Origin of the sequence: Luedemannella helvata (assembly GCF_039528415.1) — a bacterium.
GTDB lineage: Bacteria > Actinomycetota > Actinomycetes > Mycobacteriales > Micromonosporaceae > Luedemannella > Luedemannella helvata.
In genome coordinates this window covers 162,973-189,227 of record NZ_BAAALS010000009.1, presented here as the reverse complement: position 1 = coordinate 189,227, position 26,255 = coordinate 162,973, and the positions used below count along the sequence as shown (strand labels likewise).

Here is a 26,255-nt window from a genome sequence, read left to right as displayed (position 1 = left end):
GCGGCATCGGGGAACGCCCCTGGTAGGACCCCGAACCGGCGGCCCGGAGATCCCTCCGGGCCGCCGGGCCCGTCAGCTCAACGTCGGGTAGTCGGTGTAGCCGGTGTGGTCGCCGCCGAACGCCTTGCTCAGGTCGGGCTCGTTGAACGGCCCGCCGACCCGCAGGCGTTCGGGCAGGTCCGGGTTGGCCAGGAAGAGCGCGGCGTAGGAGACGAGGTCGGCGGCGTTGCGCTCGATCAGGCCCAGGGCCTCCGGGCTGGTGTAGCCGCCGGGCTTCGACGGGTTGAGGATGAACGTCGAGCGCCAGCGCCCCCGCAGGATCGGGGCGAACTCGGGGTCGGCGGCCGCCACGACGTGCAGGTACGCCAGACCCAGCGGATTGAGCGCGTCGACCAACGCGAGGTACGTGTCCCGGTGGTCGGCCTCGACGATGTCGTTGTACGCGTTGCCGGGCGAGACGCGCACCCCGACCCGGTCGGCGCCGACCGCGTCGGCGAGCGCCGTGCTCACCTCGACGAAGAACCGGATGCGCCCGGCCACGTCGCCGCCCCACGCGTCGTCGCGCAGGTTGGCGTTGGTGGACAGGAACTGGTGCGGCAGGTACCCGTTGGCGCCGTGCAGTTCGACCCCGTCGAAGCCCGCCTCGATCGCGTTGCGGGCCGCGGCCGCGAAGTCCGCGATGGTGGCCCGGATGCCGGCCTCGTCCAGGGGGACCGGCGTGGGCAGCTCCCGGGGCCCGTTGTGGGTGTAGATCGTGCCCGCGGCGGCGACCGGCGAGACACCCACCGGGGTGAGGCCCTCCTGCCCGTACTGGTCCGGATGGCCGATGCGGCCGGCGTGCATGAGCTGGGCGAAGATGAGCCCGCCGCGCTCGTGCACGGCCGCGGTGACCTTCTGCCACGCGGCGACCTGTTCGGGCGTGTGCAGGCCGGGGGTGTCGGGGTACCCCTGCCCGACCGCGGACGGCTGGGTGCCCTCGGTGATGATGAGGCCCGCGCCGGCGCGCTGCGCGTAGTAGGTGACCATGAGGTCGGTGGGGGTGGCGCCCGGCCCGTACGCGCGGCTGCGCGTCATGGGGGCCATCACGATCCGGTTGCGGGCGGTGTACCTGCCGACGGCGACCTGATCGAATGCGGTGGTCATGGCGACTCCTGTCCGGCTGAGCCTTTAGCTGTCCTGAACAGCTAAAGGCCGCGGGCAGTACGCTTATTGCTTGCTTTCTATGTGATAGGTAACACGATGACCGAGACAGGTATTCTCGCCAGGATGGAGGGTTCCGAGGAGCGTGGGCGCGAGCCGTGCGCGGCGCGCTACGGGCCCATCAGCCACGTGGTCTTCCGGATCGCCAAATGCCACCGGGCCCTGGCCGGCGCCCTGCTGCGCGACGTGGGCCTGCATCCCGGTCAGGAGCTGCTCATGATGTTCCTGTGGGACTCCGGCCCGCAGCGGCAGGCCGACCTGGCCGCCGAGTTCAACACCGACTCGGCGAGCATGACCCGCACGGTGCAGCGCCTGGAGCGCGCCGGCTACGTGCGCCGCGTGCCCGACCCGGAGGACGGCCGGGCCACCCGCGTGGAGCCCACGCCGGCCAGCCTCGTCCTGCGCGAGAAGGTGGAGCGCCTCTGGGCCGACCTGGAGGCGTGGACGGTGGGCGACATGTCCGGCGCCGACCGGGTCGCCGTGCTCGCCGCCCTGCAGCGCATCGAGGACAACCTCAACGCCGCACCGTGCCGCCGGTCAGCGGACCAGCAGGTTGAGCCCGACCGTCAGCAGCACGGACAGCACTAACGACACAAGAATCATCGCGAGGCACCCGAGCCCACCACCGAGGGGCCGCACTTCCATGTTCCCGATCCGCATACCCCCTGGTACCCCGCCGCTTACGCGGCTACTCCCGGCGGCGCCGTGGGTCTGAGTCCGGACGGGAACGCGCCGCCGGCTACACGAGCTGCCGGCGGCGCGTTCCTGAGCGGTTACCGGGCGAAGGTGAACCAGTTGACGTTGACGAAGTCGGCCGGCTGGCCGCTGGTGAACCGCAGGAACACCGTGTGCGTACCGGTCACCGCCGAGACGTTGCCCGGCACCGTCTGCCAGCTCTGCCAGCCGCCCGTGTTGGCGATGGCGAAGCTGCCGATGGGGGCGTTGCTGACGCTGTCGAGGCGTACCTCGACCAGGCCGCTGATGCCGCCGGCCGCCCCGGAGGCCACCCGCGCCGAGAAGGTGCGCGGCGTGGTCGACCCGAAGTTGACGTTGTCGAAGCGGACCCAGTCGCCGTTGGCGAGGTAGGCGATGTTCTGCCCGCCGCCGGTGTCGCTGGTGGCCTCCACGACCACGCCGGACTGCGCGTTGAAGCTCTCCGCCTGGATCGTGGCGTAGGCGTCGCGCCCGGTGCCGCTACCGGTCGTCACCGGGGCCGACGTGGGCGGCCGCGTGGTGGGCACGGCCGTCGTCGGCGTCCGGGGCGTCGGCGCGGCCGTCGTGGTCGGCGCGCCCGTCGTGGCCGGGCCGGTCGTCGGGCTGGTCCCGCCGCCCGCGCTGCCGCCGCTCCACGTGTACGCGCCGGAGGCCGCCGTGCGACCCGCCGGGACCGACAGGGTGGCCCCGTTGGAGAACGTCACCGTGAGCGCCGAGCTGGTGATGTTCGACGCCACGTACGTGCGGGCGCCGTTCTTGACGAACACGGCCGCGAGCGGGTGGTTCGCGGTCACGGAGGTGTCCACCGTGCCGAGCGCGGCCAGGTTGCGGATCCAGTGGAAGGTGTGCGCCTTGCTCTCGCCCTCCTCGGAGGTGAACCCGCTGTTGTTGCGGAACGCGGCCAGCGCCGCGTCGCCGTCGCCCAGCGCCCGGAACTCGCCGATGATGTCCTGCCACACGGTCGGCGCGCCGCCGTTGTTGGTGACCAGCTTGTTGTAGTTGGCCACCACGTACGACGGCGAGTACCCCAGGTAGAGGTGCCCGCCCGTGATCGGCAGCATGTTGATGCCCTGGATCATCTCCGGCTCGGCGCTGAACCAGGTGGCGTACGCCCCGCCGTCGCCCCACACCATGCCGACGGAGTTGTGCCCGAAGGCGGCCGGGAAGTTGGCGTCGCGCACGTCGAACCAGTACTCCTGGATCGCCGCCGCCTGGGTCGTGTAGAGGAAGATGCCGGCGTCGCGCACGGCCGCGTTGCCGGTGGCCTGGCCCCACTGGATGAGGGCGTTGGCGAAGTTCATGCCCTCCGAGGAGGACTCCTGGTTGTTGCCCGCGCCGAACGCCCCGTGCCCGCTGGCCCAGTCGTGGCCGGCGTAGATGTCGAAGTCGCGCAGGTACGGGAACCGGGTGTCGCCCCGGTCGTAGTTGTTGGCGTCGCGGATCAGCAGGTCGATCATCCCGCCGTACTGGCCCGACGACGCCCACGTGCGGTCGAACTTGGCCAGCGTGGCCGCCGCCGCGACGAAGTACCCGTAATGGAAGTGGTGGTCGTTGAGTTCCTGGTCGGACCCGTACGAGGCCGGGTAGCCGATCAGGGTGCCCCAGGTGCTGTTGTAGTAGAACAGCCGCGCGGTCTCGCCGGAGCTGGCCGTCAGCCAGTCGGTGAGCTTGGACCTGATCGCGCTGAGCGCCGCGTCGCGCACGGCCGTGTTGCCGACCTGGTCGGCGATCTCGGCGAGCCGGGCCGCGCGGCCCAGCGCCTTGCCGGTCCAGTACGTGTCGTCGCCGCGGATGTCGAGCGGGTTGCCCTGCGCCGCGTTGAGGTAGTTGGTGAGCGTCGTGAAGTCGGCGCCGGAGCTGTCAGCGACGGCCGGGATCTCCGGCAGCACCCCGTGGAACTTCATGACGGTCTGGAACTGTCCGACCCCGGCGAGGATCCGCATGGTGCCGCGCGGCGAGACGTAGGTGTTCGCGATCGGGGTGGCCCCGGACAGGGCGTTGGCCTGGTGCGGGTAGAGCGCCACGACCGTGCCGGTGGCGCTGCCCTCCCGGGCCGTGGTGGTGAACGCGTACGTGGTCGTGACCGTGCCCGCCGACTGGTTGTACGCGTACGACACCCGGGTGCCGGTCACGTGGGCGTGCGCGTACGCGCCGTAGGTGTTGGCCAGCGCGGCCCGGTCGGAGCCGGTGGGCAGCAGCGCGACCGAGAAGTACCCCTTGCCGGCCAGGGTGGAGGTGATCGTGGAGCCGCTGACCGTCCAGGTGGCGTTCGTCGGGGCGTACGCCACGTAGTCGTGGCCGCCCGCCGTGAAGCCGATGCGCGCGCCGGAGTTCGACCACACGCTCGGGGTGCCCGATACGGTGATCTGCGCGTTGCCGCCGGTGGCCTGGAAGTAGGCGAACGGCAGGCCGTGCCCGATGGTCGCCCTGAGCGTGCGGGTGCCGTCCGACCAGTACGGGGTGACCGTCCAGTCGCTCCAGCCGTCCACCTTGACGTCGGGGGAGTTCAGCCCGGCGACGCCGACGAGGAGGTCCTGCGTGTACGGGTAGTGGAACTCGCCCACGCCGGTGGCCGTGCCGCTGATGGCCGGCGTGGTGGTGTAGGAGAAGCCCAGCCCGCCGGGCAGCGTGTCGTACGCGGTGGGGTGCGCGTGCAGCGGCTCACCGAACGCGCAGTCGTAGCGCTTGTAGAGGATCGACGACCACCAGTCGTTCGTGGGCACCGGCCCGGCGGGCGCGTTCGCCGTGACGTACTGGCGGGGGTTGGTCGACAGCGAGCCGCAGCCGGTCGGCAGCGCCGCGCCCGCGGGCAGCGTCTCGGTGTAGCTGCCGGCGCCGACCGTGGCGGCGTCGGCGGCGCGGGCCAGGGCGACGGCGACACCGGCGGCGGCGAGGGTGGCCGCGGTGACGATCGCGAGGCCGCGCCAGCGGGCCGCGGGTCGGCGTCGGGTGGGGGAGGGGTCGCTGGCGCCGCGTCTGCCGCGGCGCCCGACGGTGAGGGCCATGATGACTCCCGGAGAGGCGGGCGGCCGGGCCCGGGAGGAACCGGGTGTCGCCCGTGGTGGACGGACGGTCGGAGCGGACGTCGGGCGCTCCGGTCGGGACGGACGACCCTGAGAGAGCGCTCTCTCAACCGCGAGAACCATAACGGTGCCCTTCGGGTTGCGTCAATGTCTCGATATGTCGATGGCGGTCCCGGCAGGGACCCGGGAGGTGCGGAAAACGGCTACGCGGATTCGCGGATGACGAGTTCGACCGGCAGGATCACCGGTTCCACCGGCCGGGTGGTCACCGCGAGCACCAGCCGTACGGTCTGGCGGCCGATCTCGACCACCCGCTGCCGCACGGTCGTCAGCGGCGGTTCGGCGTACGGGGCGGTGTCGTTGTCGTCGAAGCCCACGACGGCCACGTCGTCGGGCACGCGGCGGCCGGCCCGGCGCAGGGCGCGCAGCGCCCCCATCGCCATCATGTCCGAGGCGACGAACACCGCGTCGATGTCCGGATCGTCGGCGAGCAGCTGGCGCATGGCGTGCACGCCCGACTCCCGGGTGAAGTCGCCCACCGCGATGATCGGACGGCGGTCGTAGCCGCGCAGCGCGTCGCGGTAGCCGGCCAGCCGGTCGATGCCGGCCACCATGTCCTGCGGACCGGCCACGGTCGCGATGCGCCGCCGGCCCTGGGCCAGCAGGTACTCCACCGCCATGGCCGCCCCGCCCCGGTTGTCGCTGTCCACGTAGGGCAGATCGAGCTGCGCTGACATGGGCCGGCCGTTGAGGACCACCGGCACCCCGCTGCGGGTCAGCGCGGCCGGCATCGGGTCGGCGCCGTGGATCGACGCGATGATCACCCCGTCGACGTGCTTGGCGGTGGCGTAGCGCTCGATGCGCTCGTGGCTGGCCGTGGATCCGGCGAGCATGAGGACGAGCTGCTTGTCGTTGGCCTCCAGCTCCTGGCTGACGCCGCTGACGATGCCGGGGAAGAAGGGGTCGTCGGAGAACACCCGGGCCGCCGACTCGGGCAGCACGAGAGCGATCGAGTCGGTGCGCTGGGTGACCAGCGACCGGGCGGCGAGGTTCGGCACGTAACCCAGCTCGCGGATGGCGCGCTCCACCACGTCGCGCAGCTCGGGGGCGACCGTGGGACTGTTGTTCACCACCCGGGACACGGTGGCCCGCGACACGCCGGCCCGCTCCGCGACCATCTCCAGGGTGGGCCGAGGACCACTCACGCCGCGCAGTGTAGCCCCAAGAGCGCTCTCTCGGAGGCCGCCCGCAGGTTGGCCGCACCGGCCTCGCCCGTTGCGGTCGCCGCCGGTCTCGCCACCCGGTGGCTGTTGGCCCGGACCCGGTGACCGAGCGTCATCCGGCCCGTGGTGATCCCGTTTCCTGGTGGCCGGCCGTTGGCGCACGTCGCTAGCATGCGGGCGACGACCTTGAACGACGTGAAGGTGGACCGATGAGCCAACCCGAGCAGCCGCAGGGGATCGCCTCCCCGTACGCCGCGCCGAAGCGTGGCCTGGATCCGGCGGTTGCCCGGGTCATCGGACTGGCGCTGCTCGTGCCGGCGCTGATCGCGCTGATGCTCGCGTACGCGGCGCCGACGGTGACGTCCGTTGTGGACAGCTTCTACCGTAAGCAGCCGTTCCGTGATGTTCAGTCGGAGTTCGTCGGCCTGGACAACTACGAGCGCGTGTTCACCCAGGGGTTCGGGTCGGCGCTGGGGATCACCCTGCTGATCACACTTCCGCTGCTGTTGACGCTCCTGGTCGGCGGCCCGGTCGTCGCCTGGTTGGCGCACCGCTCCGGCGAGACGGGACGGCGGTTGACCCGCGTCGTGCTCGTGCCGCTGCTGGTGCTGTTCAGCCCGGTCGGGGTCGCCGTGGCCTGGTACGCCGACCGGCGCACCGACATGCTTCGCGACTACCCGCGGCTGGGCCTCACGTGGACCACCTGGCTGATCCTGTTCGGCGCGGTGCTCGCGGTCAGCGTCACCGTGTTCCTCGCGGTGCTGCGCCGCCGCGCTGACGAGCCCCGGTCCGTCACCGCCGCGCTTGTGGTGGGTGCCCTGCTCGGCCTCGGCGGCCTCGCGTACGGGCTGCAGTTCTTCGACCTGCCGTACATGCTGGCCCGCGGCGGACGGAACACGGCGACGCTGATGAACGTCGCGTTGCAGGGCACGTTCATGCGTGTCGACCTGGGCGCCGGAGCGGCCCTGCTGACCCTCGTCGGCATCCCGCTCGCCCTGCTCGGCGTGGCCGCCGTCCTGATCGTCGCGCTGAGCGGGCTGCGGGTGCGGTGGGTGCCGGACGCGGGCCGGCGGGCGCCGTCGGCCCTGGCCACCGTGGCCGTGATCGTGCTGCTGGTCGGCTGCCTCGCCGTCGTCGCGTACGTGCTGTGGCCCTGGTTCGGCCAGTTCGGCCAGTTCGACGAGCCCGCTGGTCCGCGCGGCCGCCTCGACACGGGCCCGATCGCCATCAACACCTGGGTGCCGCCGCTCCTGTCGGCCTTCGTCGGGGTCCTCCTCGCCGCGCTGGCCGGGTTCGGCATCGGGGCACTGCGGCCGTTGGGCCGCTTCAGCGAACTGCTGCTCCTGCCGTTCGCCCCGTGGCTGTTCGTCACGCCGACGATGCAGGCCTTCGACGCGTTCAACTCCCTGGGCGCGTCGGGCAACCTCAACACGACGGCCAGCCTGATCCCGCCGGTGTGGATCAACATTCCGGCGCTGGTGCTGTTCGCTGTGCTGTTCCGCGGGCTCAGCGAGGACTGGCGGGCGGGCCGGCGCTCGATCCACACGGCACTGCTGCCCGCGTTGCCGATGGCCGCGCTGGCCGTGCTCGTCACCTGGCTGGTCAACGCCCAGTCGTTGATGTGGCCCATGGTGTTCGCCAACAAGCCGGAACTGTTCACCGGCCCGGTCGCGCTGGTGCAGCTGTGGCAGTCGATGCGGGTGGACGGCCTGCCGGTGAACCTGGCGCTGCCCGTCGCGGCCATCGTCGGCTTCGCCCTCGCGGCGGCCGCCCTGCAGTGGTTCTACCTGGACAAGCTCTCCATCCGGGCCGGCAAGGACGAGGACCTGGCCCCCGCCGACCGGGCCGCCACCGGGTAGAGTGCCCAGCGTCGCATACATCGGAGGACATCCATGTCGCCTGGCTTCGCCCGTACTCCAGAGGATTTTGACCCCGCCGTCCGGGCGCACCGCGTCGCGGACGTGACCGTCACGGTGGTCGCGGACGGCGTGCCGCTCGCGGACGCCGAGGTGGTGCTCGCGCAGCGCAACCACCGGTTCCTGTTCGGCAACATCGGGTTCGAACAGATTCCACTGGCCAACGGGAAGCTCGACGGCGAGGCGCGCGAGCGCGCCGAGCAGATCGCGGACCGGTGGCTGGCCCTGTTCAACGCGGCGACCCTGCCGTTCTACTGGGGGCAGTTCGAGCGCGAGCGCGGCGCCCCCGCCACCGAGCCGCTGCTCGCCACGGCGAGGTGGTTCAAGGAGCGCGGCTGCGTCGTGAAGGGGCATCCGCTGGCCTGGCACACGCTCGCGCCGGCGTGGCTGCGCGACCTGCCCGTCGAGGAGGTGGCGCGCGAGCAGGTGGCGCGCATCCGCCGCGACGCGGCCGCGTTCGCCGGGGTGCTCGACGCGTGGGACGTCATCAACGAGGTCGTCATCATGCCGGTGTTCGACAAGGAGCCCAACGGGCTGACCCGGCTGTGCCGCGAGATCGGTCGCATCCCGCTCGTGCGGATGGTCTTCGACGCCGCGCGCGAGGCCGACCCGTCGGCGACGCTGCTGCTCAACGACTTCGACATGTCGACGGCCTACGAGTGCCTCATCGAGGGGGTGCTGGAGGCCGGCATCAAGATTGACGCGCTGGGCCTGCAGAGCCACATGCACCAGGGCTACTGGGGCGAGGAGCGCACGCTGGAGACGATCGACCGGTTCGCCCGCTACGGGCTGCCGCTGCACTTCACCGAGACCACGCTCGTGTCGGGGCACATCATGCCGCCGGAGATCGTCGACCTCAACGACTACCAGATCCCGTCGTGGCCGAGCACGCCCGAGGGGGAGCAGCGCCAGGCCGAGGAGGTCGTGCGGCACTACACAACGCTGCTGTCGCACCCGGCCGTCGTGTCGGCGACCTACTGGGGCCTCACCGACGGCGGGTGGCTGGGCGCGCCGGGCGGGTTCCTGCGCGCCGACGGCACCCCCAAGCCGTCGTACGACGCGCTGTACGCGCTGGTGAAGGGCGATTGGTGGACGGCGCCGACGCCGCTTCGCACCGACGCCGCCGGCCGCCTGCGGTTCGCGGGTTTTCTCGGGGCGTACGAGCTGGGTGCGGGGGGCCAGACCGCGGCGTTCGACGTCTCCTTCCCCGGTGAGACGGCCGTGACGGTCTCGATCTGACCCCCCGGTGGCACCGACTAGGTCAGGGCGTCCACCAGATGTTCGGGTTGAGCTGGCGCGTCCAGTTGAAGACGGCCATGTTGTCCCACTCGTTGCCCGTACCGTTGATGTTCGCCGGGTCCCAGCCGTTGCCCGCCATCGCGGTCCACGTCGGCTCCCAGTAGAAGACGCCGATCGCGCCCGCGTTGCGTGCGGTGTTCTGCACGTGGGTGAAGTTGGTCGCCTGACCCACCCACGTCGCGGGGTAGCCGGAGCAGGTGCTGTTCACCGAGTTGGCCTGGCCGTCCGCGTTGTTCAACGTGAACGGGTAGGCCGTCTCGGCGAGGATCACCGGCTTGTTGTAGCGGGTGCGCACGTCGACGATGACGTTGTACAGGTTCGCCAGGTCGCCGTGCCACATGCAGTAGTACGACAGCGCCGTGATGTCCCAGTTGACGCCCTTGGCCTTGATGCCGTCGTAGAACCACCGCGCGTTGGCCATGCTGTTGGCGTTCGCCGTGTGGATGATGACCTGCGTCCCGCCGTTGCACGCCTTCACCGCGTTGTACCCCTGCTTGAGCAGGAGGCTCGCGTTGGTGAAGTCGTTGTTGACGACCTTGCCCTCGTTCCAGAGCAGGCCCACGTTGATCTCATTGCCGATCTGCACGGAGTCCGGCGTGGTGCCCTGGTTCTTCAGGCTGTTGCAGACGTCGAACGTGTGGTTGTAGACATCCGTCTGCAACTGGGAAATGTTGTGACCGTTCCAGGCCGCCGGCTTGAACTGCTTGCCGGGGTCGGCCCAGGTGTCGGAGTAATGGAAGTCGACCATCAGCTTCAGACCCTTGGCCTTGATCGCCGCCGCCTGCGTCAACACCTTTGCCTTGTTGTTGTAGCCGCTGGCGGGGTTGAGCCAGACGCGAAGGCGAGCGTAGTTCACGCCCCGCGACTTGAGGATGTCGTACGGGTTCTGGGCCGTACCTGAAGCGTTGTAGTACGTCGCGCCGAGATCGAGGCTGCGCTGCAGGGACGACACATCGGCCCCCAGCATCGTCAGCGGTGCCGCCGACGCGGGGGAGGCGGTCACGAGCAGGGTCGCGACCACCGTTGCCGAGGTCAACGCAGCCAGGATTTTGGTACGTGGCATCCGGTCTCCTTCACGGGTGTACGGAGGTTCCCCCGTGGGCGGATCTCTGTGAGCGCTCACGCGCCCGGTCCAGGTTGGAGGAGACATGCGCCGATAACAAGGCCGAAACTTCCTGGCCATTCGTCATGGAAAACCGCCAAGAGGTCTGGGAGCGCTTACAGCGAGCAGCTCACCGGACGGCGAGATCGACGCTGGTGACTACCTTGCGGGGTGATCCGGTCACCTGCCGGGTGGGTACTGTGGGCGGGAGGAGGACGTCATGATCGTTGGTATCGACATCGGTGGCTCCGGCATCAAGGCCGCGCCCGTGGACCTGGACAAGGGTGCCTTCGCCGCCGATCGGCACCGGGTGGAGACGCCGCAGCCCGCCACGGTCGACGACGTCGTGGCGGCGGCCGTGACGACCGCGGCGGTCTTCGGCGACGCCGAGCGGATCGGGATCACCTTCCCCGGCGTGGTCCAGCACGGGGTCGTGCGCACGGCGGCCAACATGCACTCCTCGTGGATCGACGCGCCCGCCGAGCGGCTGTTCGCCGAGGCGCTGGGCCGGCCGGTGGTCGTGCTCAACGACGCCGACGCCGCGGGCGTGGCCGAGATGACCTACGGCGCCGGCCGCGACCACCGGGGCGTGGTCATCATGCTCACCTTCGGTACGGGCATCGGCAGCGCGGTCTTCGTCGACGGGCGGCTGCTGCCCAACACGGAGTTCGGCCACCTGCACCTGCGCGGCGGCGACGCGGAGGACTACGCCTCCGACCGGGCCCGGCAGGTGCACGATCTGGATTGGGACAAATGGGCCCACCGGGTGCAGACCTACCTTCGCCATCTCGAAGGCCTGCTCAACCCCGACCTTTTCCTCGTGGGTGGCGGGGTCAGCAAGAAGGCCGACCGGTTCCTGCCGCACATCGAGATCCGTACGCCGATCGCGCCGGCCACGCTGCGCAACGACGCGGGGATCATCGGCGCGGCACTGGCCGCGTCCCGGATACCGCTCGCGGTGCCCTGACCGGTCGTTGACATGACGGCCCGTCGCCAGGTGGCGGCGGGCCGTTCTGTGTGCCCGGGAGAGGTTGCAAAGAATTCTTTGCAAAGATATCTTTGCGATTATGTCAGCGAACGAGCGCGTTTCCCTCACCGCCAGCACCCTCAAGGGCATCGCCCACCCGCTGCGCGTGCGCCTGCTCGGGCTGCTGCGCTCCGACGGGCCCTCCACCGCCACCAGGCTCGCCCAGCGCGTCGGGCAGTCCAGCGGGGTCACCAGCTACCACCTGCGCCAGCTCGCCCTGCACGGGTTCGTCGAGGAGGACCCGGAGCGGGGCAGCGGGCGCGAACGCTGGTGGCGGGCCGCCCACCGCGTCACGGAGCTTCGAGCCGAGAGCGCCCGCCAGGCGCCCGGGGACGCCGAGGCCTACCTGCGCGCCATCGCCACCACCTACGCCGACCGGGTCTCCGCGTGGCTGGACGGCATGGCGGGCCTGCCGCGCGAATGGGACGAGGGCGCCACCCTGTCGGACTGGTCCCTGCGCCTGACCGCCGCCGAGTCCGCCGGCTTCATCAGGGAACTGGAGGCCCTGGTCGACCGGTACCGCGCCGACCGGCCCGACGCGGCGGCCCCGGCCGGCGCCGAGCGGGTGATCGCCCAGATCCAGGTCCTGCCGTTCGTGGCGGGCACCGCCGGGGACGAGGTGTCGTCATGAACCGCCGCCCCCTCATCGGTCTGCTCGTCGCGGAGACCATCTCCGTGCTCGGCAGCCGGATGACCATGGTGGCGCTGCCGTGGCTGGTGCTCGTCACCACCGGCAGCGCCGCGCGCACCGGCCTCGTCGCCGCGGTCGAGATCCTGCCGTACGTGCTGGCCAGCGCCCTGGGCGCCCCGCTCATCGACCGGCTCGGCGGCCGCCTGGTCTCGGTGGTCGCGGACGCGGGCAGCCTCGTCGTCGTGGGCGCCATCCCCCTGCTCGCCGACACCGGCCACCTGGCCTTCGGCGCCCTCCTGGCGCTCGTCCTGGTGGCCGGCGGGCTGCGCGGCTTCGGCGACTCCGCCAAGCGCGGCGCCATGTTCCCGCAGGCGGTGGCCGCCTCCGGCATGGAGATGACCCGCGCGGTGAGCCTGCACGACGGGCTGTCGCGCGGCGCGGGCCTGCTCGCCGCGCCCCTGGCCGGCGCCCTCGTGCTCGGCCTGGGCGGCGCCGCCAACGTGCTGCTCGTCGACGCGGTGTCGTTCGGGGTGTGCGCCGTGCTGGTCGGCGTGCTGGTGCGGACCGCTCCGGTCAGCGGCGAGGCACCGAAGCGGGAGCGTTACGGCGCCGCGCTGTGGGCCGGGCTGGCGTTCGTCCGCTCCGACCGGCTGATCCTGGGCCTGCTGCTCATGATCTCCGCGACCAACCTGCTCGACCACGCGTTCGGCGCCGTGCTCGTGCCGCTGTGGGCTCGCGACATCTTCGGCTCGCCCCTGGGCATCGGCCTGGTGTCGGCCGCGTTCGGCGCCGGCGCGGTGCTCGGCAACGTCGGGTTCACCTATCTCGCCCCGAAACTGCCGCGCTGGGCCCCGTACACCCTGGGTTTCCTGATCTGCGGGGCGCCGAGGTTCGTGGTGCTGGCCATGGACGGCGGCGCGTGGGCGGTCGGGGTGGTCAGCTTCGCGGCCGGCCTCGGCGCGGCCGTGCTCAACCCGATCCTGGGGGCGGTGTTCTACGAGCGCATCCCGGAGCGGCTCATGGCCCGGGTGCAGGGGCTGTCCACGGCGGTGGCGTTCGCGGGCATGCCGTTGGGCGCGCTGGCCGGCGGGTGGCTGGGGGAGTACGGGGCGCGGACCGGGCTGCTGGTGGTCGGCGGGGTGTACCTGCTGGTCACGCTCGCGCCGCTGGTCGGCCGGTTCTGGCGGGACATGGATGTGCGGCCGGCGCCGCGGGCTGAGCCCGTTCTCGTCGCAGCGCGCTGAACCCGGATTGTCAACTTGTCCACAGGGGACCGTGTTGTCCACAACCGGCCCTCCCGATCCCCATCGATGTCTATCGTCGGGTGTGGCGGTGGCGTCGGCGGCGGGGGAGCGCGATGGACGGGTGGGACAGGTACGACGAGCGGGTCACCGCGGTCGTGCGCCGGCACGGGTGGTTCGTGCAGTACGTGCTGGGGGACACCTGCGCCTCGCCGGAGTGCGGGTGCGCGAAGACCGGCCAACCCGCGTACGCCTACTCGATCGGCCTGCATGGCCTGGGCCACCCGGAGCTGCTCATCTTCGGGGTACCGCCGGAGACGGCGGGCGGCGTCATCAACGTCCTGGGCCGGCGCGTCCGCGCGGGCGAGATCCTCATCCCGGGTGAGCTCGTGACGTTCGACGAGTGGACGCACCGGGTGCGCCCGGAGGTCGTCCCGGACGCGGAGGGGATCGTGCTCGGCGCGAACCGGTACTACCGCCGCCCACCGGGGCGGTCGGTGCCGGTGCTGCAGCTCAGCTACGACGACCGTGCGGGACTGTTCCCGTGGGAGCCCGGCCACGCGGCCCCGTCCCTGCAACCCCGGCCGGGCACCTTCCCACCACCATCATCCTAGGACGCTCTAGGGGGTGTGGCGGCCTCGCGGAGTCGGGCGAACTCGGCCGCCAGGGTGCCGACGGTGAAGTGGGCGTTGAGCCCGCTCGGGTTGGGCAGTACCCACACGCGCGTGGTCCCCAGCTTGCCCGGTTGCTCGCCGAGGGCGGCCGTACGGTCGGCGAACGCGACCCGGTACGCCGTGACGCCGACGACCGCCAGCCACGCGGGCCGGTTGGCGGCGATCTTGTCGCGTAGCGCCTGGCCGCCCAGGACGAGTTCGGCGGGGGTCAGCTCGTCGGCGCGCGCTGTGCCGCGGGCGACCAGGTTGGTGATGCCGAGGCCATAGGTGAGCAGCTCGGCCTGCTCGTCGGGACGCAGTTGGCGCGGGGTGAACCCGGACCTGTGCAGCGCGGGCCAGAAACGGTTGCCGGGGCGGGCGAAGTGATGGCCGGTCGCGGCCGACCACAGGCCCGGATTGATGCCGCAGAACAGCACGCGCAGCCGCGGCGCGATGACGTCGGGAATCGCCCGCCCGTGCGCCGCGGCCAGGTCTTCCTTCGTGGGTCTGCTCATGCTGCCCTCATACCCCGTCCGACAAGCGTGATCAACATCCGGCACGGTGCGCACTTCGGCGGTTACCCGCGCCGCGATGACCGCCAAAGTGCGCACCTTATCGATCGCGGTCAGGCGCCCCCCCGCAACACCTACAACCTAGCGTCCTAGGACGGCATAGAGGTGGTGGCTTACGCCACCACAGGCAGACATTCAACGGCAAAGACGGCCGCCCGGGCGGTCAGCGACGTGGACAACCCGCAGCGGGAGGGACGTTCAGGTGACGGGCGCGGGTTCGGGGGTCTTCTCGCTGTCGTCGGCGGTCACGCGGTCGCGGGTGCGCCAGGCGCTGGCGAACACGACGACCCAGAGGGCGCCGAGGAGGGTGGAGGCGAGGATCTCGCTGGGCCAGTTCCAGCCGACATAGACGCGGCCGGCGCTGACCAGGATGACGATCGTGGCGGCGGTGACCCAGGCGGCGACGCGTACCTCCCAGCGGGGGCGGCGGCGGGTGATGAGCCAGGCGACCATGCCGAGGCTGGCGGTGACGAGGGTGACCTGGTTGGGGAAGAGGGCGTCCGTGCCGGCTTCGCCGGCGGTGCCGGGGCGTACCCAGTCGGCGGCGACGGCGAGGATGACCAGCGGGAGGAAGGCGCCGACGGTGCCCAGGACGCCGAGGACGTCGGCGCGCCACCGGTCGGGCCAGGGGCTGATGAGCAGGCCGGCGACGCCGGTGGCGATGACGAGGTAGGAGCCGCGCAGGACGGACAGGAGGGTGACGGTCGGGTCGGTCAGGGCGGGGTTGCGCAGGGTGGCGATCCAGTCGGCGATGGTGCTGTCGATGAGGGGCAGTCCGCTGGTGGCGATGAGGGCGTCGATGGCCCAGGTGAGTCCGGCGCCGACGGCGAGGACGAGGCCGACGCCGAGCAGGAGGCTGGCGGCGACCGCGCCGCCGACGCCGACGTGGGCGGTGAGCCAGCGGAAGCCGGCGTCGTAGGCGCGGTCGAGCAGGCGCAGCGGGCCCCAGTTGCCGATGCGGTCGCCGATGGCGGTGACGGGGTCGGGATGGCGGCCGAGGTAACGGCCGAAGGCGACCATGGCGCCGACGATGAGCAGGAGCAGGAGTACGGCGCCGGTGGCGCGGCCGAAGACGTGGGCGAGCTGTTCGTAGGAGGTACCGGCGAGGTAGCCGAGGGCGAGGGCGCCGCCGACCTGGGTCGCGATGCCGGCGAGGTTCCAGGGGAGCAGGCGCCGGTAGGGCAGGCCCGCGATGGCGGCGAGGCGGGGCATGAGGGTGCGGGCGAACGCGACGTGGCGGCCGAGGAGGATGGCGCGGCCGCCGTGGCGGGCGAAGAGGGCGTCGGCTTTGCTCCAGCGGTGGTCGCCGACCCACCGGCCGAGGCGGCTGGCGCGCAGGCGGGGGCCGTTGCGGCGGCCTTCGGCGTAGCCGATCGCGTCGCCGGCGACGGCGGCGGCGATGAGGACGATGGCCGTGGGGACGGGGCGTAGGACGCCGGTGTAGGCGAGGAAGCCGGCGGCGACGAGGGTGACCTCGCCGGGGAGGACGAGCCCGATGATGAGCGCGGTCTCGGCGGCGACGAGGACGGCGGCGACCGCGTAGATCGCGAGCGCGGGGAGTCCGTCGAGCCAGGCCATCACCATGTCCACGCTGAGATGTTCTCAGCGTGCGTACGGGGGCCGCATCGGGGATAAACCCGATGCGGCCCCCGTACCGTCGGTTACTGCGCGGCGGCGGAGATGATGTCCACGACGAAGCGCAGGGGGCCGGTCGGGCGGCCGCCGCTGGCGTCGTCGCCGTAGGCGAGGTTGGACGGGATGTCGAGCTGGACGCGGCTGCCGACGGGTACGCCGACGAGGCCCTGGTCCCAGCCCTGGATGACCTGGCCGACGCCGATGCCGAACGTGGCGGGTTCGTTGCGCGACCAGGAGGAGTCGAACTCCTCGCCGGTCTTGTAGGACACGCCGACGTAGTTGACCGTGATGCTCTGGCCGGCGGTGACGGCGGGGCCGGTGCCCTTCACCAGCGTCGTGACCTTGAGCTCCGTGAGGTCGCCGGTGCCCTTGGTGACCGTGGGCTTCTTGGCCAGGGCGGGGTCGAGGGAGACCTGTGGGGCCGCCGGTGCCCCGGCGCCCGCGCTGGCACCCGCGGACGCCGACGGGGAGGCGGCGCCGGTGTTGCTCTTGTCGTCGGTGAAGACGCCGGAGATGGCGGCGGCGACGAGGGCGACGGGGATCAGGGCGAGCAGCACGGCGCCGGCGGTGCGCAGCTGCTTGCGGCGGCGCTTGGCCTTGGCGCGGCGGGCGGCCGCGGCCTTGCCGAGGGCGCGGCGTTCCGACTTGGGAGGTAGGCCCAGGCCGGACGGGCCGGGGGCCTTTTTGGGATTGACGCGTGTGCTCACGGCGGGAAGCTTAGCGGCTCTCGCGGACTCGGTGCGGGGTGCGAGGTCGTGTCGGGGCTATAGTGGCTTGCGATTTGGGAGTCGCCACAGGCTGAGGAGGGTGCGGTGGCGCGTCAGCCGGGGGAGTCCGCGTCCCCTGCGCCGCAACCGCGCGGCAGCGCGGTGTGGACTGTTCCCAACCTCATCAGCTTCGCGCGCCTGTTGGGCGTTCCGCTTTTCCTGTACCTGCTGCTGGTGGCCGACGCGGATGTGGCGGCGATCGTGGTGTTGGCGATCGGTGGGACGACCGACTGGGTTGATGGTTACCTGGCGCGTCGCCTGGGGCAGGTGAGCCGGCTGGGTGAGTTGTTGGATCCGCTGGCTGACCGGTTGTACATCCTGGCGACGTTGTTGGCGTTCACGGTCGACGGGGTGGTGGGCTGGCCGTTCACGGTGGCGTTGCTGGCCCGGGAGGCGGTGTTGCTGGCGAGCCTGGGGGTGCTGCGCCGGTACGGGTACGGGCCGCCGCCGGTGCACTACGTCGGTAAGACGGCGACGTTCATCCTGCTGGTGGCGTTCCCGACGCTGTTGTTGGCGACCGTCGGTGGGACGACGGGGTCGGTGGCGCACGCGGCCGGTTGGGCGTTGGCCTGGTGGGGTCTTGTCCTGTACTGGGTGGCGGCGGCGTTGTATGTCGGTCAGGCGGCCGCGCTGGTGCGCGCGGTCAGGCGGGCTCCCGCGACGTCATGACGGGTCAGGGGCCGCGGTTTCAGCCGGATCTGTTGACGGAGATGTTCCGCAATCCGCTGGATCCGGGGTATGCCGACGCGGCGGAGCGTCGGGCGTCCGGGCCGCCGAAGCCGGCGTGGCGGTTGGCGGGGGCCCGGGGTCTGCGCCTGGTGGTGCTGGTGGCGATCGGGTTGCTGTTGGCGGTGGCGTACCGGCATGTGGTGGCGGGGGAGCCGGAGAGCGCGCGGGCGCACGCGGGCCTGGTGGACGAGGCGCGCGGGGCGCAGGAGCGTACGGACGAGTTGCAGGCGCAGGCGGACGCGTTGCGTCAGGAGGTCGCCGCGTTGCGGGCGCAGGCGCTGGGTGCCGGCAGCGGGGAGTTGCGGGCGTTGCGGGAGCAGGAGGCGGCGACGGGCCTGGCGAAGGTGGTCGGCGACGGGGTGATCGTGACGGTGTCCGACGCGCCGGCGCAGGTTGATCCGACGACGGGTAAGCAGGTGACGCCGGAGGGCGGCCGGGTGCTGGATGTGGATCTGCAGGATGTGGCGAACGGGTTGTGGGCGGCGGGCGCGGAAGCGGTCGCGGTGAACGGGCAGCGGTTGACGGCCACGTCGACGATCCGGACGGCGGGCGGGGCGATCCTGGTGGACTTCCGGCCGGTGACCAGCCCGTACCAGGTGACGGCGATCGGGCCGGAGAACATGTTGGACTCTTTTCTGAAGGGCCCGTCGGGGGCGCAGTTGCGGGGCCTGAAGGCGAAGTACGGCATTCAGTTCTCGACGTCGCAGCGCGATGACCTGACGTTGCCGGCGGCCGGTACGGACGTGCCGTTGCGGTACGCCCGCCCGGATGTGTCCCCGTCGCCCACGCCCACCGGAGGTGGCCGATGATCGCGGTGTTGTTCCTGGTCGTCGGCATCGGTCTGGGTGTCTGGTTGGAGCCGACCGTGCCGTTGGCGTTGCAGCCGTATCTGCCGATCGCGGTGGTGGCGGCGTTGGACGCGGTGTTCGGTGGGGTGCGCGCGAAGCTGGACGGGGTGTTCGACGACAAGCAGTTCGTCATTTCGTTCATTTCGAACGTGCTGGTGGCGGCGTTCATCGTGTATCTGGGTGACCAGTTGGGGGTGGGCGGTCAGCTGTCGACCGGTGTGGTCGTGGTGCTCGGGGTGCGGATCTTCGGCAATGTGGCGGCGATCCGTCGGCACCTGTTCCGGGCGTGAGTGCCGTGCCTGACGCGTACCCGCAGCTGACGCCCGCGGACGGTGAGCGGCACGTGGACAGCGGCCTGGGTTGGCCGCAGGTCCCGGAGGCTTCGGCGGTCGAGCCGGCGCCGGAGGCAACGCAGCCGGAGGAGGTGCCGGCGGAGGAGGTCGGGCCGGAGGAGGCGCCACCGGTCGGCGAGGCGAGCGGTGCCGGTCGTCGGCGGTTGTCGGCGGCCGGGGCGGTGATCGGGCTGCTGGTGGGCCTGCTGGGGTTCGCGCTCGTGGTGCAGTTGCGCAGCAACACCGGTGACGCCCAGTTGCAGAACACCCGGCCGGAGGACCTGGTGCGGATCCTGTCGGATCTCAACGCGCGGGAGGAGCGGCTGCGGTCGGAGATCGGCAACTTGCAGCTGACGCGAAGCCAGCTCGCGTCGGGTGCGCAGGGCCGGGAGGCGGCGCTGGCGGAGGCCCGTCGTCGTGCCGATGAGCTGGGCATTCTGGCCGGTACGTTGCCGGCGGTGGGGGAGGGTCTGCGCATTCAGCTGGTACCCGACCGGGATGACCCGATCAAGGCGGCGACCGTGCTGGACGCGGTGGAGGAGCTGCGCGGCGCGGGGGCGGAGGCAATGCAGATCACCGGGAACAACGGGGCGAGTGTGCGCATCGTGGCCTCCACGTACTTCGTTGACTCCTCTGCGGGGCTCACTGTGGACGGAACGACGCTGACCGCCCCGTACACGATCACGGTGATCGGTCCGGCGCAGACGATGAGCACGGCGTTGACGATTCCCGGCGGGGTCGCTGACGCTGTGCAGCGCGACGGCGGTAACGTGATCGTCGACAACTCGGGGGAGGTCCATGTGGACGCGCTGCACTCCAGCAGCCCGTTGCGGTGGGCCCAGCCGGTGTCATGAGTTGCCAGCCACGAGTTCACGAGGACGAGATACGTGATCCCTGAGGACCTTCGCTACACCGCCGAGCACGAGTGGGTCGGCGCGGTGGGCGGCGCGGACGCGCTGCGGGTGGGCATCACGGATTTTGCCCAGGATTCGCTCGGCGACATCGTCTTCGTTGACCTGCCGGAGGTCGGGACGAGTGTCGAGGCCGGTCAGCCGTTCGGTGAGGTCGAGTCGACCAAGAGTGTTTCGGAGCTGTACGCTCCCGTCACCGGCACGGTGGTGGCCCGCAACGACCAGCTCAACGAGGAGCCGGAACTGGTCAACACCGATCCGTACGGCGCCGGTTGGCTTATCGAGTTGGCCCCGGCGGCGGCGGACGACATCGATGAGCTGCTCGACGCGGTGGCGTACGCCGCGCTGACCGAGCAGTCGTAGGTCCGGGCGCCGCGGGACGTCGCACAGCGTCGTGTGGCGCGTCCGGTTGACCCTGTGTGAAAGCCATAGCTAGGCTCGCCCAGTCGACTAATGATCCGTGAGGTGGTCCGATGACGCGCCCAGACGACGAGTACCCCCCGCTCGACGTCACTTCGACGCTGCACCTCGGCGGACTCGACGAGGTCCTAGAGACGCCTGCCGACACTGATGTGGTGCCGAGCCGGGTGGCGGGTTCGTTGCCGCCCGGGATGGCGCTGCTGGTGGTTCGGCGGGGCCCGAACGCGGGGGCCCGGTTCCTGTTGGACCACGATGTGACGACGAGTGGCCGGCACCCGGACAGTGACATCTTCCTCGACGACGTGACCGTGTCGCGTCGCCACGCCGAGTTCCACCGTGACGGGGGCACGTTCACTGTTCGTGACGTGGGCAGCCTGAACGGCACGTATGTCAACCGGGAGCGGGTCGAGGCGGCCACGTTGTCCAACGGTGACGAGGTGCAGATCGGCAAGTTCCGGTTGGTGTTCATCGCGGGGCCCCGGCCAGACGACGTGGCGTGACGGCGGAGGCGGCGGCGCGCGGCCGGCCGCGCGAGCAGACGGCCACCACGGGTGCCACGGCGCCCGTGGTGGCGACGATGAGCATCGGTGAGGTGCTGTCGCGGCTGCGCCCGCAGTTCCCGGACGTCACGATCTCGAAGTTGCGGTTCCTGGAGGCCGAAGGGCTCATCGAGCCGCACCGGGCGCCGTCGGGTTACCGCAAGTACAGCGTGGCCCACCTGGACCGGTTGCGGTTCATCCTGTCGGCGCAGCGTGACCGGTACCTGCCGTTGCGGGTCATCCGGGAGCAGTTGGCGGCGTTGGACCGGGGTGAGCGGGTCGTCGGGGTGAGCGTGGCGCAGCCGTCGGACGGGCCGGCTGCGGACGTCAGCGCGGGCGCGGTGGAGGTGCGGGTCAGCCGCGCCGAACTCACCGAGCGGGCCGGCCTCGACGCCGAGTCGGTGACGGCTCTGATCGAGTACGGGTTGCTCGTGCCGGGTTCTGACGGGTCGTTCGACGCGGAGGCGCTGGCGGTGGCCCGGGCTGCGGCGCAGCTGGCGGCGTACGGCATCGGGGCGCGGCATCTGCGGGCCAGTCGTGCGGCGGCCGACCGGGAGGTGGGGCTGTTGGAGCAGATCGTGACCCCGATCGCCCGCCATGGTGGGCCGGGTGGGCGGGCGCAGGCGCTGGAGACGGTGCACGAGCTTGCGGCGTTGACGGCGCAGTTGCACGCGGCGCTGGTTCGGGCCGGGTTGCGTCGTGGGCTGGGTGTGTAGTCACAGCGGTATCGGGCGTCACACCCGTTGTCATGATCACGGCAGGACGGAAGCGGACGGCATGGTGGGCGGACGTGTACCGTGCAAAGGAGAGCAGGCGCCAGGGGGCGGAAGGGGCGGGGACTACGGTGCGCGAGCTGAGCGTCGTGGGCGTCAGGGTCGAGCTGCCGGGCAACCAACCGATCGTGCTACTGCGCGAGGTGGACGGTGATCGGTATCTGCCGATCTGGATCGGTGCTGTGGAGGCCACGGCGATCGCCTACGAGCAGCAGGGCATCAAGCCGACCCGGCCGCTTACCCATGATCTGCTGCGGGATGTGCTGGCCGCGTTGAAGGCGCCGCTGCACGCCGTGGAGATCATGGAGATGAAGGAGAACATCTTCTACGCCGAGTTGTTGATCGGGGACGGGTTGCGGATCTCGGCGCGGCCGAGTGACTCGATCGCGTTGGCGTTGCGGGTGGGTGCCCCGATCCGGTGTACGGATGAGGTGCTCACCGAGGCGGGGATCATCATTCCCGACGAGCAGGAGGACGAGGTGGAGAAGTTCCGGGAGTTCCTGGAGCAGGTCCGCCCGGAGGACTTCGCCGGCTAGCCTGCAAGAGGGCTGTGCCCGGTCGTGGGACGCTCGGCGTGTCGTGCGTGACGTTTCCCGGCAACCCTCAACGCGAGCTATAGGGTGGCCCCAAGACAGCACCGCGGCGGGAGGTAGGCACAATGCGGGAGCCTGCGAGTCCGGGCCTGACCGACGATCCTCAGGTGACTCAGTCACCGGAAGGATCGGGCGACTCCGTCGGCTACCGGGGTGTCACCGCGTGCGGTGCCGCCGGCATCAGCTACCGCCAGCTCGACTACTGGGCCCGCACCGGGTTGGTGGTTCCGGGGGTGCGCGACGCGTCCGGTTCGGGCACCCAGCGGCTGTATTCGTTTCGCGACATCGTCGTCCTGAAGGTCGTCAAGCGGCTGTTGGACGCGGGCGTGTCCCTGCAGAACATCCGCAAGGCGATCGACACGTTGCGCCAGCACGGTGTGGAGGACCTGGCGGGCATCACCCTGATCTCCGACGGCACGTCGGTGTACGAGTGCCGTTCCGCGGAGGAGGTCGTTGACCTGCTGCAGGGCGGCCAGGGGGTGTTCGGCATCGCGATCTCGGGCGCGTTCAAGGAGATCCAGGGGTCGTTGGCGCACCTGCCGGTCGCCGGTGAGGGCGCCCCGGAGCAGCCTGTCGAGGCGTCCGGGGAGCCGGCCGCGGGGCAGGGCGACGAGTTGGCCGCCCGCCGTGCCCGCCGCCGCGTCGGCTGACCCGCCCGCCGCTCAGGATTCGGTGGCGTACCTGTCGATCTCGGCCAGTTCCTCCGCGGTGAACGTCAGGTTCGTCAATGCGCCCAGGTTGGCTTCCAGCTGTGCGACGCTGGAGGCGCCGATGATGAGGCTCGTCATGCGTTCGTCGCGCAGCGCCCAGGCCAGCGCCAGCTGGGCCAGTGTCTGCCCGCGCCGGGCCGCGATGCGCCCCAGCTCCCGCACCTTGGTCATGGTCGCGTCCGTCAGCGCGCTCTCCGACAGGAACCGGCTGGTCGCGATGCGCGAGTCGGCGGGTACCCCGGTGAGGTAGCGGTCGGTGAGCAGGCCCTGCGCGAGCGGGGAGAACGCGATGCAGCCGGCGCCGACGTCGGCGAGGGTGTCGAGCAGCCCGTCGCGCTCCAACCACCGGTTGATCATCGAGTAGGAGGGTTGGTGGATGAGCAGCGGCGTGCCCAGGGAGCGCAGGATCGTGGCCGCCTCACGGGCCAATGCGGACGGGTAGTTCGAGATGCCCACGTAGAGGGCCTTGCCGGCGCGCACGGCCGCGTCCAGCGCGCCCATGGACTCCTCGAGCGGGGTGTGCGGGTCGGGGCGGTGGTGGTAGAAGACGTCGACGTAGTCGAGGCCGAGGCGGGCCAGCGACTGGTCCAGTGAAGCGAGCAGGTACTTGCGGGACCCGAAGTCGCCGTACGGGCCGGGCCACATGTCGTAGCCGGCCTTCGTGGAGATGATGAGCTCGTCACGGTACGGGCGCAGTTCGCGGCCCAGCAGCCGGCCGAAGTTCTCCTCTGCCGCCCCGGGCGGGGGCCCGTAGTTGTTGGCCAGGTCGACGTGGGTGACGCCGAGGTCGAACGCCCGGCACACGATGGCGGCCTGGGTGTCGAGGGGGCGGGCGTGACCGAAGTTGTGCCACAGGCCCAGCGAGATGGCGGGCAGGCGCACCCCGGAGCGGCCGCTGCGCCGGTAGGTCATGGTTTCGTAGCGGTCAGCAGCCGCGGCGTACGTCACGTGATCACCCTAGCGTTGCGCGGACCTTGCGCAGCATCTCCTCCCGGGCGGCGGGGTCGTTGAGCAGGTTCGCGTCGAGGCCGTGCTCGCGCAGGGAGTGCAGGACGGCGGCCACGGTCGTGGAGCGGGCCGCGAGCAGGTGCACGAGGCGGTCCACGTCGGTGGCTTCCTCCCAGGTGAGGCCGATGCGGCGCAGGGACAGGGCGAAGTCGGAGTCGGCGACCATGTTCATTCGCCGGTTGGCGTCCAGGGCCGGCACGAACGAGCCGGGCACGAGGGTGCACGCCCGGTAGGCGCAGGTGAGCAGGGGCAGCCGGTAGCGGTACATGCGGCGGGCGCGTTCGGTGAGCAGCAGGGTGTGCAGGCCCCACTGTTCGACCCGGCGCGACTGGCGGCGGATGTCACGGCCGCGCCGGTCGTCGCGTTCCACGTGGTCCATGGCGGAGGCGCGGTCCCACAGGGCGGCGAACCGGTCGGCGAGGTCGGCGTCCAGCGCCGACCAGTGCCGTACGGGGCGGCGGGTGTAGTCGTTGAGGCTCTCGGTGAAGCTGTCCTTGAGGAAGTGCCACAGGCCGCGGCGGGCGCGGCCGGTGCCGCCGTCGTAGATGCGCCGGAAGTCGCGGGAGCCGAGCCGGCCCCGGCGAAACGACAGGGCACCGAACAGGGACAGGGCCACGAGGGTGGCGCCGCCGACCAGTGCGCTGGCGGTGCCGGCCCATTGGGCCAGGCGCAGCCCGCCGCCGAACAGGGTGACCCACCCGGGTTCGACCGTGAGGTCGTCGCGCGCGTCGGAGGGTTTCATGTCGACCAGCGCGTCCAGGACGGTGACGACCGTGATGAGGGCCAGCACGACCGACAGGCGGAAGTTGGACTTCTGCAGGGCGTCGGATTCGCGTACGCGCCGCTCGTCGAACGCGTACGTGATGGCTTTGAGCAGGTCCTCGTAGTCCTGTTTGACTTCGGCGACGTCGCGCAGCGTCTGGTCGCCGAGGCGGCGGACCTGGCGGACGAGCACGGAGGAGGCGATGGCGGTGCGCAGGTTGTGGTGGCGCCGTTCGGACAGGGTCACCTCGAACGTGGCGCGGTAGGTTTCGACGAGTTCGTCGATGCTGGCGAGCGACTCGCGGGTGAACGTGCCGAGCTGGGCCAGGTCGGCGACGCCCTGCAGCAGGATCTGGTGCAGCAGTTCCACGCCGCGGTGCACGCGGCCGAGCCGGAACCAGCGGCGTACGGGCAGGTGGGTGGACAGGCCGTCCCACAGCCGGAAGCCGCGTTCGGCGACCGCCCGGTACACGCTGAGGTGGTTCTTCCAGATTTCCAGGTCGGACTGCACCTGGTTGAGGTGGGCGCCGAGGCGCGCCTCGACGTCGGTGAGCGCGGTGATGATCGTCGCGTTGGTGATCTCCTGGGCCTGGGCGGCGCTGTTGGCCCGGGGCACGCGCAGGCCGGGCCGGGCGGGCAGGATCAGGTACCGGGGGCGGAAGTCCGTGCCGGGGGCCAGTTTGCGTAGCACGAGGGAGCGGGCGTTGATGACGGTCTGGGTGACGCCGGCCTCGCGGGTGTCGTACCCCTCGAGGAACCGGTTGAGTAGCCGTCGGGTCAGGTCGGCGCGCGGCGCCGTCAGGTAGTCGTCGGGTTCGGCGGGCAGGTCGGTGGGCACGGCCACCCAGAACACGGGCAGTTCGTAGCGGGCGCCGAAGACCCGGAACTCGCGGGTGCGCAGGTGGGTGGCGAGCAGCCGGTGGGCGCGTACGGCGATGTCGTTGTCGAAGTACGCGGCTGTGCGGTCGAGGTCGAGGTCGACCGTGCCGTGTTCGGCCTCCCACCGGCGGTGCAGGTCGGGCAGGTCGGGTGGGCAGTAGCCGGGGTGGGCGGGCGGCCCGCTCCACACGGACACCCCGATCTCGCAGACGGGGGCGCCGGCCAGGTGGTCGAAGCGCAGTTCGATGACGACGTGGAAGGGCGGTACGCCGGGTGGGAGGACCGGCCGGCGGCGGGCAGGTCCGTCCGGTTCGGTGACGGCGAGGAAGCGTTGCGCGTCGAGGACGACGCGGTGGCGCAGCGCGGCCAGCCGCCGGCGGGGCTGGGCCTCCTCGCGGGGCAGTTCGGCGCGGCTGAGGGCCTGCCACGCGGCGCGCACCTGTTCCTGCAGCCATTCGAGCAGGTCGGCGGCCGCGTCGTCGCGCAGGTGACGCAGCGGGTCGGTCGGCGCGTCCGGCAGGGCGGTGTCGGGTTCGGGGTCGACGCGCAGCCACGCGTGACCGGGTCGTACGCAGCCGGGCTCCTGGTTGAGCAGGCGGCGCAGCAGCGCCCCGTGGCCGGGTTGGGTGTCGCTGGACGGCAGCCGCCACAGGGAGGTCGTCACGAGGACGAGCCGGTTGAACTCCGCGACATGTCCCCGTGGATCCATGAACGTATTCATTCATGGGTGGCATGGTCGTGTCGATCG

At 71.3% G+C, this 26,255-nt stretch carries 25 protein-coding genes; 16 read left to right on the top strand and 9 right to left on the bottom strand.

Going from position 1 to position 26,255, the window contains the following annotated elements; all coding sequences use genetic code 11:
- Window positions 1-72: 72 nt before the first annotated feature.
- Window positions 73-1,143 (bottom strand): alkene reductase, encoded by a 1,071-nt coding sequence (locus tag ABD191_RS11885; protein WP_344080118.1) that lies wholly within the window; start codon window positions 1,141-1,143, stop codon window positions 73-75.
- Between the two features lie 96 nt (window positions 1,144-1,239).
- Here ABD191_RS11885 and ABD191_RS11880 point away from each other — a divergent pair, with 96 nt between their 5' ends.
- On the top strand, window positions 1,240-1,788 hold the full coding sequence (locus ABD191_RS11880; RefSeq protein ID WP_344080115.1) for a MarR family winged helix-turn-helix transcriptional regulator: 549 nt from the start codon (window positions 1,240-1,242) through the stop codon (window positions 1,786-1,788).
- 185 nt (window positions 1,789-1,973) lie between these two features.
- Here the strand turns inward: ABD191_RS11880 and ABD191_RS29235 are convergent, their stop codons facing one another.
- Both ABD191_RS29235 and ABD191_RS11865 read right to left on the bottom strand, forming a co-directional pair.
- Entirely contained in the window at window positions 1,974-4,919 is a 2,946-nt protein-coding gene (locus ABD191_RS29235; RefSeq protein ID WP_425560707.1) for a glycosyl hydrolase, read from the bottom strand.
- Window positions 4,920-5,140: 221 nt separating this feature from the next.
- Window positions 5,141-6,115 carry a LacI family DNA-binding transcriptional regulator gene (locus ABD191_RS11865; RefSeq protein ID WP_344080200.1) on the bottom strand — a complete coding sequence of 325 codons (975 nt, stop codon included), beginning with the start codon at window positions 6,113-6,115 and terminating at the stop codon, window positions 5,141-5,143.
- A 254-nt stretch (window positions 6,116-6,369) separates the two neighbouring features.
- Between ABD191_RS11865 and ABD191_RS11860 the strand changes: the two genes are divergently transcribed.
- Both ABD191_RS11860 and ABD191_RS11855 read left to right on the top strand, forming a co-directional pair.
- Complete coding sequence (locus ABD191_RS11860; protein WP_344080113.1) at window positions 6,370-8,019, top strand: sugar ABC transporter permease; 1,650 nt, start codon at window positions 6,370-6,372, stop codon at window positions 8,017-8,019.
- Window positions 8,020-8,052: 33 nt separating this feature from the next.
- Window positions 8,053-9,315 carry an endo-1,4-beta-xylanase gene (locus ABD191_RS11855; RefSeq protein WP_344080111.1) on the top strand — a complete coding sequence of 421 codons (1,263 nt, stop codon included), beginning with the start codon at window positions 8,053-8,055 and terminating at the stop codon, window positions 9,313-9,315.
- Window positions 9,316-9,337: 22 nt separating this feature from the next.
- Here the strand turns inward: ABD191_RS11855 and ABD191_RS11850 are convergent, their stop codons facing one another.
- Window positions 9,338-10,438: a glycoside hydrolase family 53 protein gene (locus ABD191_RS11850; RefSeq protein ID WP_344080109.1), complete on the bottom strand. Its 1,101-nt coding sequence runs from the start codon at window positions 10,436-10,438 to the stop codon at window positions 9,338-9,340.
- A 259-nt stretch (window positions 10,439-10,697) separates the two neighbouring features.
- Here ABD191_RS11850 and ppgK point away from each other — a divergent pair, with 259 nt between their 5' ends.
- The 4 genes from ppgK to ABD191_RS11830 all read left to right on the top strand — a co-directional run bounded on the left by ppgK (window position 10,698) and on the right by ABD191_RS11830 (window position 13,990).
- Window positions 10,698-11,444: a polyphosphate--glucose phosphotransferase gene (gene ppgK / locus ABD191_RS11845; RefSeq protein ID WP_344080106.1), complete on the top strand. Its 747-nt coding sequence runs from the start codon at window positions 10,698-10,700 to the stop codon at window positions 11,442-11,444.
- A 100-nt stretch (window positions 11,445-11,544) separates the two neighbouring features.
- Window positions 11,545-12,135 (top strand): winged helix-turn-helix domain-containing protein, encoded by a 591-nt coding sequence (locus ABD191_RS11840; RefSeq protein ID WP_344080104.1) that lies wholly within the window; start codon window positions 11,545-11,547, stop codon window positions 12,133-12,135.
- Complete coding sequence (locus ABD191_RS11835; RefSeq protein ID WP_344080101.1) at window positions 12,132-13,379, top strand: MFS transporter; 1,248 nt, start codon at window positions 12,132-12,134, stop codon at window positions 13,377-13,379. The genes ABD191_RS11840 and ABD191_RS11835 overlap by 4 nt, the downstream gene beginning before the upstream one ends.
- 113 nt (window positions 13,380-13,492) lie before the next feature.
- Window positions 13,493-13,990 (top strand): DUF4262 domain-containing protein, encoded by a 498-nt coding sequence (locus ABD191_RS11830; RefSeq protein ID WP_344080098.1) that lies wholly within the window; start codon window positions 13,493-13,495, stop codon window positions 13,988-13,990.
- Here ABD191_RS11830 and mug read toward each other — a convergent pair.
- The 3 genes from mug to ABD191_RS11815 form a co-directional block, all read right to left on the bottom strand.
- Complete coding sequence (gene mug / locus ABD191_RS11825) at window positions 13,987-14,544, bottom strand: G/U mismatch-specific DNA glycosylase (RefSeq protein ID WP_344080095.1); 558 nt, start codon at window positions 14,542-14,544, stop codon at window positions 13,987-13,989. The genes ABD191_RS11830 and mug overlap by 4 nt on opposite strands.
- A 255-nt stretch (window positions 14,545-14,799) precedes the next feature.
- Window positions 14,800-16,185 carry a VTT domain-containing protein gene (locus tag ABD191_RS11820; protein WP_344080197.1) on the bottom strand — a complete coding sequence of 462 codons (1,386 nt, stop codon included), beginning with the start codon at window positions 16,183-16,185 and terminating at the stop codon, window positions 14,800-14,802.
- Window positions 16,186-16,262: 77 nt separating this feature from the next.
- Entirely contained in the window at window positions 16,263-16,943 is a 681-nt protein-coding gene (locus tag ABD191_RS11815) for an FKBP-type peptidyl-prolyl cis-trans isomerase (RefSeq protein WP_344080092.1), read from the bottom strand.
- A 105-nt stretch (window positions 16,944-17,048) separates the two neighbouring features.
- Between ABD191_RS11815 and clsA the strand changes: the two genes are divergently transcribed.
- The 9 genes from clsA (at window position 17,049) to ABD191_RS11770 (ending at window position 22,798) form a co-directional block, all read left to right on the top strand.
- On the top strand, window positions 17,049-17,672 hold the full coding sequence (gene clsA, locus ABD191_RS11810; protein ID WP_425560706.1) for a cardiolipin synthase ClsA: 624 nt from the start codon (window positions 17,049-17,051) through the stop codon (window positions 17,670-17,672).
- A 41-nt stretch (window positions 17,673-17,713) separates the two neighbouring features.
- Entirely contained in the window at window positions 17,714-18,541 is an 828-nt protein-coding gene (locus ABD191_RS11805) for a DUF881 domain-containing protein (RefSeq protein WP_344080089.1), read from the top strand.
- Window positions 18,538-18,870: a small basic family protein gene (locus ABD191_RS11800; RefSeq protein WP_344080086.1), complete on the top strand. Its 333-nt coding sequence runs from the start codon at window positions 18,538-18,540 to the stop codon at window positions 18,868-18,870. The genes ABD191_RS11805 and ABD191_RS11800 overlap by 4 nt, the downstream gene beginning before the upstream one ends.
- Complete coding sequence (locus ABD191_RS11795) at window positions 18,867-19,766, top strand: DUF881 domain-containing protein (protein ID WP_344080083.1); 900 nt, start codon at window positions 18,867-18,869, stop codon at window positions 19,764-19,766. Before ABD191_RS11800 ends, ABD191_RS11795 begins: the two co-directional genes overlap by 4 nt.
- Window positions 19,767-19,799: 33 nt before the next feature.
- Window positions 19,800-20,186: a glycine cleavage system protein GcvH gene (gene gcvH, locus ABD191_RS11790; protein WP_344080080.1), complete on the top strand. Its 387-nt coding sequence runs from the start codon at window positions 19,800-19,802 to the stop codon at window positions 20,184-20,186.
- Between the two features lie 110 nt (window positions 20,187-20,296).
- Entirely contained in the window at window positions 20,297-20,743 is a 447-nt protein-coding gene (odhI, locus tag ABD191_RS11785) for an oxoglutarate dehydrogenase inhibitor Odhl (RefSeq protein ID WP_344080077.1), read from the top strand.
- A gap of 77 nt (window positions 20,744-20,820) precedes the next feature.
- Window positions 20,821-21,498: a transcriptional regulator FtsR gene (ftsR, locus tag ABD191_RS11780; protein WP_344080191.1), complete on the top strand. Its 678-nt coding sequence runs from the start codon at window positions 20,821-20,823 to the stop codon at window positions 21,496-21,498.
- A 128-nt stretch (window positions 21,499-21,626) separates the two neighbouring features.
- Window positions 21,627-22,091: a bifunctional nuclease family protein gene (locus tag ABD191_RS11775; RefSeq protein ID WP_344080074.1), complete on the top strand. Its 465-nt coding sequence runs from the start codon at window positions 21,627-21,629 to the stop codon at window positions 22,089-22,091.
- A 122-nt stretch (window positions 22,092-22,213) separates the two neighbouring features.
- The gene (locus ABD191_RS11770; RefSeq protein WP_425560705.1) at window positions 22,214-22,798 is read left to right on the top strand and encodes a MerR family transcriptional regulator; all 585 of its coding nucleotides are present in this window, start codon (window positions 22,214-22,216) and stop codon (window positions 22,796-22,798) included.
- A 12-nt stretch (window positions 22,799-22,810) separates the two neighbouring features.
- Here ABD191_RS11770 and mgrA read toward each other — a convergent pair whose 3' ends face one another.
- Together mgrA and ABD191_RS11760 are read right to left on the bottom strand one after the other, a co-directional pair.
- Complete coding sequence (gene mgrA / locus ABD191_RS11765) at window positions 22,811-23,806, bottom strand: L-glyceraldehyde 3-phosphate reductase (RefSeq protein ID WP_344080068.1); 996 nt, start codon at window positions 23,804-23,806, stop codon at window positions 22,811-22,813.
- Window positions 23,807-23,810: 4 nt separating this feature from the next.
- Window positions 23,811-26,216, bottom strand: a complete 2,406-nt coding sequence (locus tag ABD191_RS11760) for a hypothetical protein (protein ID WP_344080065.1) — start codon at window positions 26,214-26,216, stop codon at window positions 23,811-23,813.
- Window positions 26,217-26,255: the final 39 nt, after the last annotated feature.

Coding starts and splice junctions, on each gene's coding strand:
- ABD191_RS11760 (WP_344080065.1), bottom strand. CDS start 26,216: ATGGATCCACGGGGACATGTCGCGGAGTTCAACCGGCTCGTCCTCGTG.
- ABD191_RS11830 (WP_344080098.1), top strand. CDS start 13,493: ATGGACGGGTGGGACAGGTACGACGAGCGGGTCACCGCGGTCGTGCGC.
- ABD191_RS11770 (WP_425560705.1), top strand. CDS start 22,214: ATGCGGGAGCCTGCGAGTCCGGGCCTGACCGACGATCCTCAGGTGACT.
- ftsR (WP_344080191.1), top strand. CDS start 20,821: ATGAGCATCGGTGAGGTGCTGTCGCGGCTGCGCCCGCAGTTCCCGGAC.
- ABD191_RS11865 (WP_344080200.1), bottom strand. CDS start 6,115: ATGGTCGCGGAGCGGGCCGGCGTGTCGCGGGCCACCGTGTCCCGGGTG.
- ABD191_RS11885 (WP_344080118.1), bottom strand. CDS start 1,143: ATGACCACCGCATTCGATCAGGTCGCCGTCGGCAGGTACACCGCCCGC.
- ABD191_RS11850 (WP_344080109.1), bottom strand. CDS start 10,438: ATGCCACGTACCAAAATCCTGGCTGCGTTGACCTCGGCAACGGTGGTC.
- odhI (WP_344080077.1), top strand. CDS start 20,297: ATGACGCGCCCAGACGACGAGTACCCCCCGCTCGACGTCACTTCGACG.
- mug (WP_344080095.1), bottom strand. CDS start 14,544: ATGAGCAGACCCACGAAGGAAGACCTGGCCGCGGCGCACGGGCGGGCG.
- ABD191_RS11880 (WP_344080115.1), top strand. CDS start 1,240: ATGACCGAGACAGGTATTCTCGCCAGGATGGAGGGTTCCGAGGAGCGT.
- ppgK (WP_344080106.1), top strand. CDS start 10,698: ATGATCGTTGGTATCGACATCGGTGGCTCCGGCATCAAGGCCGCGCCC.
- ABD191_RS11860 (WP_344080113.1), top strand. CDS start 6,370: ATGAGCCAACCCGAGCAGCCGCAGGGGATCGCCTCCCCGTACGCCGCG.
- ABD191_RS11820 (WP_344080197.1), bottom strand. CDS start 16,185: ATGGTGATGGCCTGGCTCGACGGACTCCCCGCGCTCGCGATCTACGCG.
- ABD191_RS29235 (WP_425560707.1), bottom strand. CDS start 4,919: ATGGCCCTCACCGTCGGGCGCCGCGGCAGACGCGGCGCCAGCGACCCC.
- ABD191_RS11835 (WP_344080101.1), top strand. CDS start 12,132: ATGAACCGCCGCCCCCTCATCGGTCTGCTCGTCGCGGAGACCATCTCC.
- ABD191_RS11840 (WP_344080104.1), top strand. CDS start 11,545: ATGTCAGCGAACGAGCGCGTTTCCCTCACCGCCAGCACCCTCAAGGGC.
- ABD191_RS11805 (WP_344080089.1), top strand. CDS start 17,714: ATGTTCCGCAATCCGCTGGATCCGGGGTATGCCGACGCGGCGGAGCGT.
- ABD191_RS11800 (WP_344080086.1), top strand. CDS start 18,538: ATGATCGCGGTGTTGTTCCTGGTCGTCGGCATCGGTCTGGGTGTCTGG.
- ABD191_RS11855 (WP_344080111.1), top strand. CDS start 8,053: ATGTCGCCTGGCTTCGCCCGTACTCCAGAGGATTTTGACCCCGCCGTC.